12 protein-coding genes and 2 pseudogenes are annotated in these 16,439 nt (G+C 74.8%); 10 read left to right on the forward strand and 4 right to left on the reverse strand.

Annotated features, from left to right (window positions below):
* Positions 1-3 precede the first annotated feature (3 nt).
* Complete coding sequence (locus ACZ6O2_RS13855; RefSeq protein WP_350682508.1) at positions 4-534, forward strand: peptidylprolyl isomerase; 531 nt, start codon at positions 4-6, stop codon at positions 532-534.
* Between the two features lie 94 nt (positions 535-628).
* Positions 629-1,543 carry a rhomboid family intramembrane serine protease gene (locus tag ACZ6O2_RS13860; protein WP_466023060.1) on the forward strand — a complete coding sequence of 305 codons (915 nt, stop codon included), beginning with the start codon at positions 629-631 and terminating at the stop codon, positions 1,541-1,543.
* Between the two features lie 63 nt (positions 1,544-1,606).
* Here ACZ6O2_RS13860 and ACZ6O2_RS13865 read toward each other — a convergent pair.
* Positions 1,607-2,039, reverse strand: a pseudogene (locus ACZ6O2_RS13865) (PH domain-containing protein).
* A gap of 89 nt (positions 2,040-2,128) precedes the next feature.
* On the opposite strand from ACZ6O2_RS13865, the gene ACZ6O2_RS13870 reads away from it, so the two are divergent.
* The gene (locus tag ACZ6O2_RS13870) at positions 2,129-3,301 is read left to right on the forward strand and encodes a thiolase family protein (protein WP_350702634.1); all 1,173 of its coding nucleotides are present in this window, start codon (positions 2,129-2,131) and stop codon (positions 3,299-3,301) included.
* Between the two features lie 27 nt (positions 3,302-3,328).
* Here the strand turns inward: ACZ6O2_RS13870 and ACZ6O2_RS13875 are convergent, their stop codons facing one another.
* The gene (locus ACZ6O2_RS13875; protein ID WP_466023061.1) at positions 3,329-3,982 is read right to left on the reverse strand and encodes a class I SAM-dependent methyltransferase; all 654 of its coding nucleotides are present in this window, start codon (positions 3,980-3,982) and stop codon (positions 3,329-3,331) included.
* A 144-nt stretch (positions 3,983-4,126) separates the two neighbouring features.
* Between ACZ6O2_RS13875 and ACZ6O2_RS13880 the strand changes: the two genes are divergently transcribed.
* The 7 genes and pseudogenes from ACZ6O2_RS13880 (at position 4,127) to ACZ6O2_RS13910 (ending at position 12,031) form a co-directional block, all read left to right on the forward strand.
* Positions 4,127-5,128 (forward strand): phosphotransferase, encoded by a 1,002-nt coding sequence (locus tag ACZ6O2_RS13880; RefSeq protein ID WP_466023062.1) that lies wholly within the window; start codon positions 4,127-4,129, stop codon positions 5,126-5,128.
* A gap of 186 nt (positions 5,129-5,314) precedes the next feature.
* Entirely contained in the window at positions 5,315-6,913 is a 1,599-nt protein-coding gene (locus tag ACZ6O2_RS13885) for a glycoside hydrolase domain-containing protein (protein ID WP_466023063.1), read from the forward strand.
* A gap of 20 nt (positions 6,914-6,933) precedes the next feature.
* Positions 6,934-8,544 carry a glycoside hydrolase domain-containing protein gene (locus ACZ6O2_RS13890; RefSeq protein WP_466023064.1) on the forward strand — a complete coding sequence of 537 codons (1,611 nt, stop codon included), beginning with the start codon at positions 6,934-6,936 and terminating at the stop codon, positions 8,542-8,544.
* 129 nt (positions 8,545-8,673) lie between these two features.
* Positions 8,674-9,186 (forward strand): hypothetical protein, encoded by a 513-nt coding sequence (locus ACZ6O2_RS13895; RefSeq protein WP_466023065.1) that lies wholly within the window; start codon positions 8,674-8,676, stop codon positions 9,184-9,186.
* Between the two features lie 68 nt (positions 9,187-9,254).
* Positions 9,255-9,947: a response regulator gene (locus ACZ6O2_RS13900; protein WP_466023066.1), complete on the forward strand. Its 693-nt coding sequence runs from the start codon at positions 9,255-9,257 to the stop codon at positions 9,945-9,947.
* Positions 9,940-11,378, forward strand: a pseudogene (locus ACZ6O2_RS13905) (sensor histidine kinase). The gene ACZ6O2_RS13900 and the pseudogene ACZ6O2_RS13905 overlap by 8 nt, the downstream one beginning before the upstream one ends.
* A gap of 59 nt (positions 11,379-11,437) precedes the next feature.
* Complete coding sequence (locus tag ACZ6O2_RS13910) at positions 11,438-12,031, forward strand: hypothetical protein (protein WP_466023067.1); 594 nt, start codon at positions 11,438-11,440, stop codon at positions 12,029-12,031.
* 73 nt (positions 12,032-12,104) lie between these two features.
* Here ACZ6O2_RS13910 and ACZ6O2_RS13915 read toward each other — a convergent pair whose 3' ends face one another.
* Both ACZ6O2_RS13915 and ACZ6O2_RS13920 read right to left on the reverse strand, forming a co-directional pair.
* Positions 12,105-13,673 (reverse strand): ricin-type beta-trefoil lectin domain protein, encoded by a 1,569-nt coding sequence (locus tag ACZ6O2_RS13915; protein ID WP_466023068.1) that lies wholly within the window; start codon positions 13,671-13,673, stop codon positions 12,105-12,107.
* Between the two features lie 356 nt (positions 13,674-14,029).
* A complete protein-coding gene (locus tag ACZ6O2_RS13920; RefSeq protein ID WP_466023069.1) occupies positions 14,030-16,267 on the reverse strand; it encodes a hypothetical protein in 2,238 nt (745 codons plus the stop codon).
* Positions 16,268-16,439: the final 172 nt, after the last annotated feature.

The raw sequence follows: 16,439 nt of genomic DNA on the forward strand, positions 1-16,439 counted from the left end.
CCCGTGGCCGAGGCTGTCTACGCCACCTTGCACACCAACGCTGGCCCGATCCGGCTGGAGCTCTTCCCCAACCACGCGCCGAAGACCGTCAAGAACTTCGTCGACCTGGCCGAGGGCAACCGCGAATACACCGACCCGCGCACGGGCCAGCCGGGCAGTGGGCCGTACTACGACGGCACCATCTCGCACCGGGTGATCAGCGGCTTCATGATCCAGATGGGCGACCCGACGGGCACCGGCCGCGGTGGCCCGGGGTACAAGTTCGCCGACGAGTTCCACCCGGAGCTGCGCTTCGACCGGCCGTACCTGCTGGCCATGGCGAACGCCGGGCCGGGCACGAACGGCTCGCAGTTCTTCATCACCGTCTCGCCGACGCCGCACCTGAACAACCGGCACACCATCTTCGGCCAGGTGGCCGACGAGCAGTCCGCGAAGGTCGTCGACTCGATCGCCAACACCCCGACCGGCCCGAACGACCGGCCGCTGCAGGACGTCGTCATCGAGCGGGTCGAGATCGAGCGCTCCGCTGCCTGAGTCGTCCGCGAGGTACCTTTGCCCACATGACTGAGCGCTCCGAAGGTCGGGACCGGTTGGCGGGCCGCGCGGCCCGCGTCGGCGGGCGGGCGCGGTGAGCGAGTCGCCGCCGGTCACCCCGGTCTGCTACCGGCACCCCGGCCGGGAGACGTACGTCCGGTGCACCCGCTGCGACCGGCCGATCTGCCCGGACTGCATGCGGGAGGCGTCGGTCGGGTTCCAGTGCCCGGAGTGCGTGGCGGAGGGACGTCGTAGCGTGCGGCCGGCGCGCACCGTCTTCGGTGGCGGTGCCGCCGGCCGGCACGGCTACGTCACCAAGGCGCTGATCGCGCTGAACGTGCTGATGATGCTGCTCTCCATCGCCTCGGACCGGGGCGGGGACGCGGCGGTCGGCGGCTCCGGCTTCGGCGGCCTGATGGGCGGCAGCACCCCGCTGACCGACTGGGGCTCGGTGCTCGGCGGCGCGATCTTCCCCGACGGCACGGTCGGCGGCATCGCCGAGGGCGAGTGGTACCGCCTGGTCACCGCCATGTTCCTGCACTACGGCGTGGTCCACCTGCTGCTGAACATGTGGGCGCTGTGGGTGCTGGGCCGGTCGCTGGAGGCCAGTCTCGGGCCGCTGCGGTTCGGCGTGCTCTACCTCGTCTCCGGGCTGGGCGGGAACGTCGCCGCCTACCTGTTCAGCGAGCAGAACCAGCTCACCGCCGGCGCGTCCACGTCGATCTTCGGCCTCTTCGCCGCGCTGGTGGTCATCGAACGCAAGATGGGGCGGGACATCTCCCAGGTGCTCCCCATCCTGGTGATCAACCTGGTCTTCACGTTCACCGTGCCCGGCATCTCGATCCCCGGGCACCTGGGCGGGCTGGTGGTCGGCGGGCTGGTGGCGCTCGTGTTCGCGTACGCCCCACGGTCCCGGCGGACGTTGGTGCAGTTCGCCGGCGGCGCGGTGGTCGTGGCGGCGCTGCTCGGCCTGGCGCTGATCCGCACCGCCGTCATCCTCGGCGGCTGACCGTCCGGCCGGTCGTGCCGCGGGACCGACCGGGCCGTGCGGCGGCCGGCGGCTGACCGCCGCTCAGCGCGGGCGGGCCTCGTGCAGGGCCTCGGCCACGTCGGCGGGCTCGGCGCCGAGGTCGAGGCGGCCGAAGAGGTGCAGCGACTCCCCGGCGTCGATCTCCAGCACCTCGCTGGTCAGGCCCAGCCGGGCGCGGCGGTCCACGGTGACCCGCTCGACGGCCGACCAGGGCAACCGGCGGCGACCCGCGAAGCCCTGGACGACGGTGACCCCCTCCGGGTCGACCGCCAGCCGGACCGGCGCCACCAGGGTCGCGTGCCGCCCAACCGGCCAGCGCGGCGGCCGCGACCACGGCCAGCCCCAACTGGACCGGGTCGCCCTCGTCGAGGAGCAGCGCGAGCGCGAGCAGCGCGACCGCGCCGGCCAGCTTGAGTGCCGGCAGGGTGGCCGGCACCCGCCACTGGTGGACGGTCGGGGACGGGTCTGGGCGCATCCGTCCAGGATGCCAGCGCACCCCGGGGGAGGACGGCGGCCCGCCCAGGACGTAGTATCGGTGGCAGCCGAAGTTACCGGGGAGTAGTCATGAGTGACGCAGTCATCGTCGGCGCGGTACGCACCCCGGTGGGGCGGCGCAAGGGCAGCCTGGCCGCCGTGCATCCGGTCGACCTCTCGGCGCACGTGCTGCGCGCCCTCGCCGAGCGCACCGGGATCGACCCGGCCCAGGTCGACGACGTGGTCTGGGGCTGCGTCTCCCAGGTCGGCGACCAGTCGTGGAACGTCGCCCGCAACGGCGTGCTGGCCGCCGGCTGGCCCGAGTCCGTCCCCGGCACCACGCTCGACCGCCAGTGCGGCTCCAGCCAGCAGGCCCTGCACTTCGCCGCCGCCACCGTGCTCTCCGGCCAGGCCGACCTGGTCGTCGCCGGCGGCGTCGAGTCGATGACCCGGGTGGCGATGGGCTCCAGCGTGGCCGGTGGATCGCCCTTCAGCGACCAGTTGCGCGACCGCTACCGGGGCGTCGAGGGCTTCGCCGAGGACGCGCCGCTGCCGTTCAACCAGGGCGTCGGGGCCGAGCTGATCGCCGAGCGCTGGCGCTTCTCCCGCGCCCAGCTCGACGAGTTCGCCCTCGCCAGCCACGAGAAGGCGGCCGCCGCGCAGGACGCCGGCGCCTTCGACGCCGAGATCGCCCCGGTCGCCCTGGCCGACGGCGGCAAGTTCGCCGCCGACGAGGGCATCCGGCGGGACACCTCGCTGGAGAAGCTCGGCGAGCTGGCCACCCCGTTCCGCCCCGACGGCGTCGTCACCGCCGGTTCCGCGTCGCAGATCTCCGACGGCGCGGCGGCCCTCGCCGTCACCACCAGCGAATGGGCCAGCCGGCACGGCCTGCGCCCGCTGGCCCGGATTCACACCGCCGTGGTCGCCGCCGACGACCCGGTCACCATGCTCACCGCGCCCATCCCGGCCACCGCCAAGGCGCTGCGCCGCGCGGGGCTGGGCATCGAGGAGATCGGGGTGTACGAGGTGAACGAGGCGTTCGCCCCGGTGCCGCTGGCCTGGCTGGCGGAGACCGAGGCGGACGCGGAGCGGCTCAACCCGCGTGGCGGCGCGATCGCCCTCGGCCACCCGCTCGGCGCCTCCGGCGCCCGGATCATGACCACGATGCTCGCCCACATGCGGGACAACAACATCCGCTACGGCCTCCAGACGATGTGCGAGGGCGGCGGCATGGCCAACGCCACCATCGTCGAGCTGCTCTGACGGCGCCCCCGCCGACCGGGGGCGGGGCTACGCCCCGGCAGGCTTGCGCGCCAGCATGAAGCCCTGCGGGGTCGTCTCCGTGCCCTCGCGCTCCTTCACGACCGTGGCCCACAGGTCGAAACCGGCCTCGCGCAGCAGCGCGGCCACCTCCTCCGGTCGCTGTCGGTACCAGTCGGCGCAGATCGGTTTGCCGAAGGCCTCGTCGAGGTGCAGGCGGTCGTCGCCGACCTGGAAGGCGAGCATGAGCTGCCCGCCCGGCGCGAGCACCCGGTGGAACTCGGCGAAGACCTCGGGCCGCCGGTCCCACGGGACGTGGATGACCGAGTAGTAGGCGAGCAGCCCGCCGAGGGAGGCGTCCGGCAGGTCCAGCGCGAGCATCGAGCCCACCTCGAACCGCAGCCGCAGGTACGTCTCCCGGGCCAGCGTGACCATTCCGGGCGACAGGTCGATGCCGAACGCGTCCAGGCCCAGTCGGTGCAGCAGAATCGTGACGCGGCCGGGTCCGCAGCCGACGTCGGCGACGGGACCGTCGCCGTTGGCCTTCACCGCCTCGGCGAAGGCGGCCAGCAGCGCCCGGTCGAGGGGCCTGCCGTCCATGTCCGTACGAAGCCACTCGGTGTAGTCGACGGCCATGGTGTCGTAGGAGTCGCGGGTGGCGGCGAGGAATGAGGCGTCGGGCATGGCGGTGAAGGGTAGCCGTCCCCGCCGACGGTCGTGACGACCATCGCCGGGACCGGCGGGGACGCGTCGAGCGTCGCCGGCCACGGGGTGCGCCGGGGATAAAGGTGTCGCACTGGCGGCGGGGACGGGGCTAGATTCCGCGACGTGACCACTGCCTCCACGCCGTACGCCGACTGGGCCGACCCGCACTGGCGGGACACCGCGCTCGGCTGGGTCGGCGACCAGCTCGGCCGGCACGGCCGGCGGGTCGTCGGGCCGGTCGAGCCCCGGGTCCGGCCGTGGTCCGTCGTCTGGCGGGTGCCCACCGACGCCGGGGACGCCTGGTTCAAGGCGAACAACCCGGGCACCCGGCACGAGGCGGCGCTGCTGGGCGCGCTGGCCCGGCTCGCCCCGGGGCGGGTGCTCGACCCGATCGCGGTCGACGCCGACCGCGGCTGGTCGCTGCTGCCCGACGGGGGCCGCTCGCTGCGCGACGCGCTGGGCGGCGACCGTGACCTGCTGGCCGGCTGGGAGCAGGTCCTGCCGGAGTACGCCGACCTCCAGCGCACGGTCGCGCCCCGGGCCGGCGAGCTGCTCGCGCTCGGGGTTCCCGACCACCGGCCGGAGGTGCTGCCGGAGCTGTTCGAGGCGCTGCTGGACGACGGGGAGTCGCTGCTGCTGGGGGCGCAGGACGGGCTCGACGTCGAGGCGTACGGGCGGTTGCGCGCCCATCGGGACACCTTCGCCGAGCATTGCCGCCGGTTGGCCGACTCGGGCGTCGCGCCCAGCATCCAGCACGACGACCTGCACGACGGCAACGTCTTCGTCGCCGCCGACGGGCACCGGTTCTTCGACTGGGGGGACGCCTCGGTCGCCCACCCGTTCGGCACCCTGCTGGTCACGCTGAACTCGGTCGCGGACGCCTTCGAGCTGCCCGCCGGCGACCCGACGCTGGCGCGGCTGCGGGACGCGTACCTGGAGCCGTGGTCGGACCGGCACGACCGGGCGACGCTGCGCGAGGTGGCCCGGCTGGCCGTCCGCGTCACCCGGGTGAGCAGGTCGCTCTCCTGGCGCCGGGCCCTCATGACGCGGGACGCGGCGCGGGCGCAGTACGCGTCCGCGGTGCCCGGCTGGCTGACGGAGCTGTTCGAGCCCGACCCGGTCTGAGCCCGGACGGACGGCGCGCGGCCGTTCAGCAGGCGTGCAGGGCCCGCCCGCGACACCTCCGGTCCGCCCGGTTCCGGCCACGACCTCGACAGCAGCCGTCGACTGTGGTCAGAATCAGCGGGCCGGCGGCGCGAGTGACGCGTCCGCCCGCCGGCAGTCGGACTCACGGGGACAGATCGGGGAAACGTGAAATCCACACTCTCGCCGGCCGGGCTGCGCCGTGCCGCCCGCCGGACCGTGGCCCTCGCCGCCACCACCGTCGTCGGCACCGGCCTCGCGCTGACAGTCGTCACCGGCCCGGCCCACGCCGCCGTCCCGCCGCAGCCCGGCACCTACACCGGCCTCGGCTTCGACGCCTGCACCGCGCCGACCAGCGCGCAGATGCAGGCGTGGCGCGACCACTCGCCGTACCGGGCGGTCGTCATCTACTTCGGCGGCAGCAGCCGGGGCTGCGCACAGCCCGCGCTGACCCCGGAGTGGGTCGCGGAGCAGACGGCGGAGGGCTGGCACCTCGTCCCGATGTACGTCGGGCTCCAGGCCCCGTGCCTGCCGACCAGCCGGCCGCGCATCGACCCGGCCCAGGCGGCGGCGCAGGGTCAGGCCGAGGCCGACGACGCCGTGGCGCGGGCGGTGGAACTCGGCCTGCCCCGGGAGAGCGTCCTCTTCTACGACATGGAGGACTACGACGGCGGCGACGCCGCCTGCACCACCGCGGTCCTCACCTTCATGAGCGCGTGGACCGCCCGGCTGCACGACCAGGGCTACCTCTCCGGCTTCTACAGCAGCGTGGCCCGGGGCGTCGCCGACCAGGTCGCCGCCTACGACACGCCCGGCTACGTACGCCCGGACTACCTCGACTTCGCGCGCTGGGACAACGAGGCCACGGTCGAGGACCCGACCATCCCGGCCAGCTACTGGATGCCGAAGCGGCGGATGAAGCAGCACGTGGGCCCGCACGACGAGACGTGGGGCGGGGTGACCATCAACATCGACGGCGACTACCTCGACGTCGCCCCGCTGCCGGCGACCCGGTTCGGTGACTTCACCGGCAACGGCTGGGCGGACCTCGGCTACCGGGAGCCGGCCACCGGCCGGGTGTACGTCTACGGCGGCAACGGCACCACGCTGAGCGGCCGGATCACGCTGGGCGCCGGCTGGAACGGCATGGACACGATCATCCGGGCCGGCGACTTCGACCGGGCCGGCGGCGAGGACGTGATCGCCCGCGAGCCGGCCACCGGCTACCTGTGGCTGTACCCGGGCACCGGGTCGGGGATCAGCGGCCGGATCAACCTCGGCGCCGGCTGGAACAGCGTCCGGGAGATCACGCCGATCGGCGACTACGACCGCGACGGCTTCCAGGACCTGCTGGCAGTGCAGAGCTCCACCGGCGCGCTCTACCTGTATCCGGGCACGGGGGGCAGCGCTTTCCCGACCCGGGTCCTGCTCGGCTCCGGCTGGAACACGGTGGACGAGCTGAACGGCGGCGGCGATTTCAACAACGACGGCTACCCCGACGTGGTCGCGCGGGAGAAGAGCACCGGCGACCTCTACCTGTACCCGGGTCGTGCCGGCGCGCCCAACACCCGCACCAAGGTCGGTGCCGGCTGGAACACCATGCGTGACCTCGTCCAGCTCGGCGACTTCGACCGGGACGGCCGGCCGGACATGGTGGCCGTGCAGAAGTCGACCGGCTACGTCTACCGGTACCGCTGGCTCGGCACCGCCTGGGCGGCGCCCATCCGGCTCGGCACCGGGTTCGGCTCCATGACCCCGCTGCTCTGAGCGACCAGGATCGGGGACCCGTGACGCTTCGTTCCGCTCTGCCCGCCGGGCTGCGGCGTACCGCCCGGCGGGCACTCGCCGCGACGGCGGCCACCGTGCTCGCCGCCGGCGCCGCCCTGACCGGCACCGCCGGGCCCGCGCGGGCCGCCGGCTACACCGGGCCGCACCCGGGCGCGTTCACCGGCCTGGGCTTCGACACCTGCACCGCGCCGTCGAACGCGGCCATGAAGGCGTGGCTCGCCTCGCCGTACCGGGCGGTGGGCATCTACATCGGGGGGAACGGCCGGGCCTGCGCCCAGCCGAACCTGACCCGGGAGTGGGTGACCACGCAGGCGGCGGCGGGCTGGCGCTTCTTCCCGCTCTACGTCGGGCCGCAGGCGCCCTGCCGCAGCACCAGCAAGCCGCGGATCGACCCGGCGCAGGCCGCCGCGCAGGGGCGGGCCGCCGCCGACGACGCCGCGGCGCGCGCCCGCGACCTGGGGCTCGCCCGGGAGAGCACCGTCTTCTACAACATGGAGAAGTACCCGGCGGGCGACGCGGCCTGCACGGCGGCGGTGCAGACCTTCACCCACGCCTGGACCATCCGGCTGCACGACCACGGCTACTTCTCCGGCTTCTACACCGACGTGGCCTCCGGCGGCCTCGCCGACCAGGTCGCGGCGTACGAGCGGGCCGGCCACGGCCGGCCGGACTACCTGGACTTCGCCCGGTGGGACGGCGTGCAGACGGTGGCGGACGAGGCGCTGCCCGAGTCGTACTGGATGCCGAAGCAGCGGATGAAGCAGTACCGGGGCGACCACCACGAGACGTGGGGTGGGGTGACCATCAACATCGACAGCAACCACCTCGACGTCGCCCCGCTGCCCGCCACCCGGTTCGGCGACTTCACCGGCAACGGCTGGGCCGACCTCGGCTACCGCGAGCCGGCCACCGGCCGGCTGTACGTCTACGGCGGCAACGGCGCCACGCTGAGCGGGCGGGCCTCGCTCGGCGCGGGCTGGAACGGGATGGACGCGATCGTCCGGGCGGGCAACTTCGACCGGGCCGGCGGCGAGGACCTGCTGGCCCGCGAGAAGTCGACCGGCTACCTGTGGTTCTACCCGGGCAACGGCGCCGGCGTGACCACCCGGGTCAGGGTCGGCAGCGGCTGGAACGGCATGCGCGAGATCACCCCCGTCGGCGACTGGAACGGCGACGGCTTCCAGGACATCGCGGCAGTGCAGACCTCCACCGGCGTGCTCTGGCTCTATCCGGGCACGGGCACCGGCTTCGGCAGCCGGGTCGCCCTCGGCGGCGCGGGCTGGAACGGGCTCGACGAGCTGACCGGCGGCGCCGACTTCACCGGTGACGGGCGCCTCGACGTGCTCGCCCGGGACACGGCCACGGGCCGCCTGCACGTCCACCCGGGCGGCCCGGACGGGCTCCTCGGCGCCCGGCTCGACGCGGGCGCCGGCTGGGGCGGCATGCGCGACCTCGCCCAGCTCGGCGACTTCGACCGGGACGGCCGGCCCGACCTGGTCGCGGTCCAGAAGTCGACCGGCAACGTGCTGCGGTACCGCTGGAGCGGTGGCGGATGGCTCGCCCCGACCCGGCTGGGCAGCGGTTTCGGCGCGATGCAGCCGTTGCTCTGACGCGTACTTCCGGGCCCGTCCGGCGCGACGGGCCCGGAAGTCGGACAGGCGGTGCGACGCGCGGGTGTGGAAGTTCTGCAATTTGCGCGTGACCCACGTCACCCTCCGGCGCCCGTCGTTGGGCAGGGCATGGACGTCTTCTCCCGAACGTTCCTCCCGGCCGCCTCCGAGGCCGGACTGGCGATGCAGACCGTCAGCCGGCACATGCCGGTCTTCCGCCGCTGCGTCGGCTCCGGCGACGCCACCATCCTGGTCACCCGGTGCAGCCGGCCCGACCGCCCGATGGCCGGCGAGTACCTTTTCCTGCTGACCCACCGGCGGCTGGTCGTCACCCAGCAGACCCGGGTCCTGCACCGGCTGCGCCTGCACCTCAACACCGAGCTGCGGGAACTCAGCAACGTCACCTGGAGCCCGGACCCGCGCCTGCACTCGGTCGAGCTGGCGGCCACCGCGATCGACGGGGTCCGCGAGCGGTTCCTCATCCACACCCGGCACCCGAAGCAGGTGTGGCAGCTCGACGCGCTGCTCAACCACGCCTTCCGGACCCGGCTGCGGACGCCCCGGGAGCGGCTCGTCGCCACCATTGGCGAGGCGCCGGCGGCCGCGCGGCCCGCCGCGTTCCGGCCGGCCGTGGTGCGCTGACCGTCTTCTTACCGAATCCGAACATCCGCTGACCCGCCCGGCGCCGCCGCGTCGGGAATCATGGGCCGGTGACCGTCAACGCCCCGACCCGCGGGCTCGTCCTCGTGGTGGAGGACGAGCCGGCCATCGCCGACCTGGTCCGGCTCTATCTGGTTCGCGACGGGTTCGGCGTACACCTGGAACGGGACGGCGCCGCCGGCCTGGCCGCCGCCCGCCGGCTGCGGCCGGTGGCCTGCGTCCTCGACATCGCGCTGCCCGGCCTGGCCGGCACCGAGGTCTGCCGGCGGCTGCGCGAGGCCGGCGACTGGACGCCGGTCATCTTCCTCACCGCCCGGGACGACGAGGTGGACCGCGTCGTCGGGCTGGAGTTGGGCGCCGACGACTACGTCACCAAGCCGTTCAGTCCGCGCGAGCTGGTCGCCCGCGTGCGGGCGGTGCTGCGGCGCACGGTCGGAGCGCCCGGGGGAATGGGCCGGCCGCGGGTCGTCGGCGCGGTGACGCTCGACCCGGCCCGGCGCACGGTGACCGTCGCGGGGGCCCCGGTGCAGCTCACGTCGACCGAGTTCGACCTGCTCGCGCACCTGATGGCCCGGCCGGGCCGGGTCTTCACGCGGGAGGAACTGCTCGCGGGGGTGTGGGGGTACGCGGCCCACGCCGGCACCCGCACCGTCGACGTGCACGTCGCGCAGGTCCGCGCGAAGCTCGGCGCGGCCAGCGTGATCCGCACCCACCGGGGCGTCGGGTACGCCGCAGATGGCTGAGCCTACCGTCGCGCTGCCGGTGGTCGGCCCGCCGGCGCGGCCGTCCCGCCCCCGCCCCGCCCGTACGCTCACCTCCCGCGCGGTGCTGGTCACCTGCGCCGTCGCCCTGGTCTCGGTGCTGGTCACCGCGATCGTGGCGGTGCCCGTGGCGGTGCGCGGCGTGGAGCGGCGCGACCAGGAGGCGCTGGCCGCCCAGGCCCGGCTCGCCGCCGAGGTGCTGCGGCCCCGGCTGGAGACCGGGCGGACCGCCGACGAGGAGCGGCTCGTCCGCCAGCTTCGTGCCCAGGGCGTCGACGCGTACCTGGTCCGGCGGGGCGTCGCGGCCCGGCCCGGCCTGCCGCCCCGGGTGGTGCAGCGCGTCGCCGAGGGCCGGAACGTGTCGACCCGCCGGCCCCTCGACGGGCGGCGCACCCTGATCGAGGGCCGCGCCCTGCCGGGCGGCAACGGGGTGGTGCTGACCCGCTCCCGGGCCACCGCCCCGTGGCGGCAGGTGCTGCCCAGCCTCTGGCTGCCGCTGCTGGCCGGGCTGGCCGCCGGCGTGGTCGCCGGGCTGCTGCTGGCCTGCCGGCTGGCCCGGCCGATCCGGCGCGCCGCCGACGCCGCCGCCCGGCTGCGCGCCGGGGACCGGACGGTACGCGTGCCGGTGGAGCCGCCCGACGAGGTGGCCGACCTGGCGTACGCGCTGAACGGGCTGGCCGCCGCGCTGGCCACCAGCGAGGGCCGGCAGCGGGAGTTCCTGCTCTCCGTCTCGCACGAGTTGCGCACCCCGCTGACCGCGATCCGGGGCTACGCCGAGGCGCTGGCGGACGGGGTGATCGGGGCGGCGGACGCGGCGGGCACCGGCCGTACCGTGCTCGCCGAGGCGGAGCACCTGGACCGGCTGGTCAGCGACCTGTTGGCGCTGGCCCGGCTGGAGGCCGCCGACTTCCCGCTCGAACCGGTGCCGGTGGACCTGGCCCGGCTGGCCGCCGACGCCGGCCGGACCTGGGCCGACCGGTGCGCGGCGGTGGGGGTCACGTTCCGTGCCGAGGTCCCGGAGCAGCAGGTGCCGGCGTACACCGATCCGGGGCGGATCCGGCAGGTGGTGGACGGGCTGCTGGAGAACGCCCTGCGCGTCGTACCGCCGGGGGCGCCGGTCGTGCTCGCGGTCCGGGCGGCCGGCGCGGACCCGGCGGCGGGCGGCGTCGTGGAGGTCCGCGACGGCGGACCCGGTTTCACCGACGACGACCTGGCGGTGGCGTTCGAGCGCGGCGCCCTGCACCAGCGCTACCGGGGGTGCGCAAGGTCGGCAGTGGGCTGGGGCTGGCGCTCGCCGCCGGCCTGGTCCGCCGGCTCGGCGGGGAGATCACGGCCGGGCACGCGCCGGAGGGCGGGGCGGCGTTCACCGTCCGGCTACCCCCGGATCCTTACCGAACTCGAACATCGGCCTGACCCGCCGCTCGCCGGACGGCGGGAGGCTGGGACTCCACGGACGGACGAGAGGGAGACTCATGGCACGTTGGGGAATCGCCGCCGGCACGCTGCTCGCGGCGGTCGCGCTGGGGCTCACCGGCTGCGGTGCGGCCGAGGTGGCGGGCCAACCGGCCCGCGAGACCGCCGTCGAGGTCGTCGCGGCGCTCGGCGCGGAGGGCCAGGCGCTCGCCGCGATGGGCTTCGACGCCGGCGACCTGGACGTCGACCCCGTGGCCGCTCCCGCGCCGCCGGCGGCCTCGCCCACCGCGACGGGGGAGAAGCCGCGGCGCGAGCGCGCGGAGGAGTGGCGCAAGCGCCGGCAGGCCCGGGTGCTGCTGCGGAAGAACACGCTGCACGGCGAGGCCGTGGTGCGGACGAAGGACGGCGGCACGAGGACCGTCGCTGTGCAGCGGGGCGAGGTGACCGCGATCGACGGCGGGAAGATGACCGTGAGGTCCACCGACGGCTTCACCATGACCTGGACCTTCGGCGACGGGTTGCGCGTCGTCGAGCGTCGTACGGCGATCGCGTCCACCGACATCGGGGTGGGCACGACGGTCGGCGTGGCCGGCGCCAAGGAGGGCGACGGCGGCGTGGCCCGCCTGATCGTCGTGCCGGTCAAGCAGAAGTAGGTGTGGCCGCCGTGCCCGGCGGAGGGAGCAAGCCTGACCGCCCGGAGCCGGGCACGGCGGGCCACACCCCACCTCAGTACACCCGGGAGCCGATGAAGTCGTCGTGCCCGTAGCCCACCGGGTTGGCGAAGGCGCGGGACTCGAACGACCACTGCTGGCGCGTGCTGGTGGCGCAGGTGGCCAGCCGCAGCCGCGGGGTGCCCAGCCACGGGTTGTCGAAGGCCAGGCAGAGGTTGGTGTTGCCGGCCGCCTTGATCTGGTTGCCGGCCAGCACGAACTTCTGGTTGGCGCCGCCGTGGCAGTCGTAGATGTTGACCGCCGTGCCGGCGCTCAGCGTGCCGCCCGAGACGTCCAGGCAGCGGTCGTGGGACAGCTCCGAGTGCAGCGACTGCCGGGCCGGGTCGTACCAGAAGCCCTGGTTACGCCCGCCGTGGCAGCCGTACGACTGCTGCGGCGTGCCGTTGCGCGAGTCGTACCCCTTGCCGTCCACGCAGGTGCCGGTGGCGGCGTTGCGCAGCTGCTTGAACTCGAACAACCCCGGGTAGAGCACGCCGTTGCCGGTGCTGGCCGGGTCGACGCAGGTGGCGCGCTGCTGCCCGGAGTTCCAGAACTGGGTGACGCACTGGGCGAACATGCCGTGCCCCCGGTGGTTCGGGTGGAACGACTGCCGCGCCGCGTTCTCGTCCCAGACGCCGATCTCGATGTGGAGGCCGCGGACCGCGGTGTTGTCGGTGCACACCTCGTGGCCGTGGAACAGCCGGCTCGCGTCGAGGTAGCGGGTGCCGGTGTTGGTCGCCGCCGCCCGCAGCGCCGACTCGAACAGGGGCACCGCCTTGTTCCGGGCGAACGCGGCGTCGGCCAGGTAGAGCAGGCAGCCGCCGGCGTACCAGCCGGGGAAGTTCGGGTTGTCCTCCACGTCCGGGCTGCCGGGGCTCGGGTACGACATGAGCACCAGCTCGTAGTCCGACCGCAGGTAGCCCGCGCCGGTCATGGTCTGCCGGATGTCGGTGAGCGCGTCCTCGACCGCCTGTCGGCTGCCGTCGGTGCGTACCGTCCACTGGTCGGTGTAGGTGGGGTAGCACGGGCCCTGGAGGAAGACCCGGCGGATGGTGCAGTCGGTGGCGACGGGGCCGAACTGGATCGTGCCGTCGCCGTTCGCACCGACCACCACCCAGATCAGCTTGATGTGCGTGTTGCGCGCCTTGATCGCCAGGTGGTCGCCCTGGTTCAGCTCGTTGTGCTGGGTGGGCCCGCCCCGGATCAGGTTCCACGGGGTCGCCCCGGAGCAGGCGATGTTGTATTTCTCGTCGGCGGGGATGCCGGTGCGGAAGACCGCCTGGTCGTACGAGCGGTCGCACCAGTTGCCGGGCTCGTGGGTGCCGGGGACGTAGTTGCCCACCCCCTCGCCCGAGATCTCGCTGTCGCCCATCGTGATCAGCGCGGTACGGCGCTGTTCGATGGGGCGGATGGCGGGCTCGCCGTAGAGGGCGGTGGCCTCGGCGGCGCGGATCGCCTCCAGGTTGCCGGGGAGTGGCTGGATGGCCGGACGGTCGGCCGCGGTGGCGGGGGAGGCCGTTCCGGCGAGCATCGGCAGGACGAGCGCGGCGGCGGCGACGACGGTGAGCACCCGTCGTCGGGTCACGCGTCCGCGTCTGGCAGGGGAACCATGCATCGACGCACTCCTTTCGGCTCGATCGCGGGACGTCGATCGAGTTACCAGACGGTAACGCCGGCTTCGAGATATGTGAATGCATCTCGGAATCGTTGCGCGCGGAGCGTAGAACCGGACGATCCGGGCGAGACGGACGACGTCAGGAGCCCTCCGGCCGTCGCTCCGGCCGCGCTCCTCGGCGTGGCCGGGCGGCCTTGTCGATGCGCGGCCGGAGGCGCCGGGCGGCCTTGTCGATGCGCCGCCGGAGGCGCCGGGCGGCCTTGTCGGTGCGCGGCCGGAGGCGTCGGGCGGCCTTGTCGGTGCGCGGACCGGAGGTGCCGGGCGGGTCAGCGCCCGGGCGGCAGGGCGTAGCCGACGTAGCCCCGGAACTCGACGCGCCAGCCCGCCGGCACCAGCTCCGCGCACGCCGGCCGGCTGCCGGTGCAGACGATCGCGTCCACCGAGGCCGGGTCGGCCGGCGGGCGCCCGGGCAGCACGGACTGCAGCGCCACCAGCTCCGGCGGGCGGCCGTCGGCGTCACGCAGCAGCAGCCACCAGGGGTACTCCCAGTTGTCGTTCTGCTGCACCAGGCCGATCCGGCGGGCGTCCGTCGCGCGTACCGCGCCCGCCGCCCAGCGGAACTCCTCCGCCCACTGGGGACGCCGCAGGAACCTGGTCTCCCACTCTGAGGTGGTGAAGACCGAGCCCGCGCCGACCAGCCGGCGCGGGAAGCCGTACGACACCGCGAGCACCCCGGCCAGCGCGCAGGTGGCCAGCACGGTCACCGCGAGCCCGGCCGCCACCGACCGCCGGCCCGCGCCGCCGGCCCGCGCGGCCGACCGGCGGCGGAACAGCGCGTCGAGCCAGAGCCCCGCCAGCGGTACGGCAAGCGTCAGCGCGTAGAGCAGCAGGCGGTTGCCCCACGGCTGCCACTTGACCATGGCGGTGTGCAGCAGCACGGCCACCACCACGACCACCGCGTACGCGCGCAGCGGCCCCGCCTGCGTCGGGCCGACCCGGCCCGGTCTGGCCAGCGCGAACCCCGTCCCGATCAGCGCCAGCGCCCCGGCCAGCGGGAAGGCCACCCGGTCCTCGTCCGGATACCAGGACGGCACCGGGAAGCGTTCCCGTCCGAAGGTGGTGGCCCGGTCCTGGGGGTCCACCCCGATCAGGTCGGCGCCGGCGACGATCGCCTCGGCACCGGCCCGGCGCAGCGGCGCGAGCGGGGTGTCGAACGCCGTGTGCGCGATCCGCAGCGCGTTGACGAGCACCGAGGGCGGGTCGTGCCGCTCCATCGGGACGGACTCGCGCAGCCGGGGCGGGCCGAGCGGGTGCCCGAACTCGGCGGTCACCCGGGCGAGGAACGGCCCGACCACGACCGCCGCGACCAACAGGATCAGCACGGACCCGGTCACCGTCCGGGCCACCTGGCGTCCCGGCCGGAGGCCGGGCGCGGCAGCCCCGCCGGCGTGACCGGCATCCGGGCCGTCCACCGCGCCGGCCCTGTGGCGCACCGCTCCGGCGCGCTCCCGCGCGGCGCCGCCCCGCGCGAGCCGGAGCTGGGCGAGCCCCCAGAGCACCAGCAGCGGCCCGAGCGCCATCAGGCCGTTGGTCTTGGTGACCGCGGTCAGCCCGGTGGCCGCCCCCAGCCCGAGCATCGTCCCGACCCCGGTGCGCCGGCGCAGTCCGTCCAGCGCGAGCGTCGCCGCGCAGGCCACCCAGGCGGCGCAGACCAGGTCGGTCTGGGTGCTGGTCGCCTGGAGCGCCACCATCGGCGTGGTGGCCAGGACGAACGCGGTGAGCAGCTGGGCCCGGCGGCTGCCGCCGAGCTGGGCGGTGATCCGGGTCGCCGCCACCAGGGCGCCGACCCCGGCGGCCCACTGGACCAGGTGGTGCAGCGCGTCGCCGCCGGTGAAGAGGCGCAGGTGCAGCAGCAGATACTCGGCGCCGGGCGGGATGGTCACCTGCCGGTGGATGGCGGTGGGCCAGAAGTCGAGGTCGCCCTGGGCCACCCAGTGCTCCACCTTCGGCAGGTGGTAGGTCTGCGAGTCGAAGTTGTTCGGTTCGGCCAGCAGGGCGATCAGCAGCTCGACCAGGAGCAGCCCGCCGACCGTGCCGGCGAGCAGCCGCTCGCCCCGCCCCGCCGTACGCCAGGCTTCGGCCAGACCGGTCCACCGGCCGGACCGCCGGGCTCCGGCGGCGCCCGGCGTGCCGGCATCCGGTGCGGGCGGCGGGGCCGGGGTGCCGGTGGCGGGGCCGGTGGTCGCGCCGACCAGGGCGCGGCGTGGCGCCGCGACGGCCGCCGCACGTCGCGCGGCGTCCCGGCGGCGGCGCCCTCCGGCGGCCGCGCCCGTGGCGGCGAGGAAGAGCAGCCAGGCGACGGCGAACGCCGGCAGGGTGAGCAGCCCCAGCGCGCCGAGCACCTCCACCGTGAGCACCGCGAACGCGCCCGTGACCAGGGCGGCCCGGACCAGCGCGAGGCGCAGCGGCGCCACGGTCTCGGCGGCCAGCGGCCGGAGGGCGACGGTGAGCAGTCCGATCGCGGCGACGGGGGCCAAAGCGAGCGGGTAGCCGGCTGCCGACATGGCGGAAGTAAACACCATCTTTCTGAGGCCGCCACGGTCGATGCCCACGGTGCTGGGCACCGTCTCGCTGACCAGCCAGGTTAGGCTAGGGCCGACGTATTGTCGCCACCGTGGAGATTCCCGTGAAGCTCTCGATCCTCATGCCGGTCTACAACGAGGAAGAACGCATCGC

Source organism: Micromonospora sp. NPDC048040 (assembly GCF_055587185.1).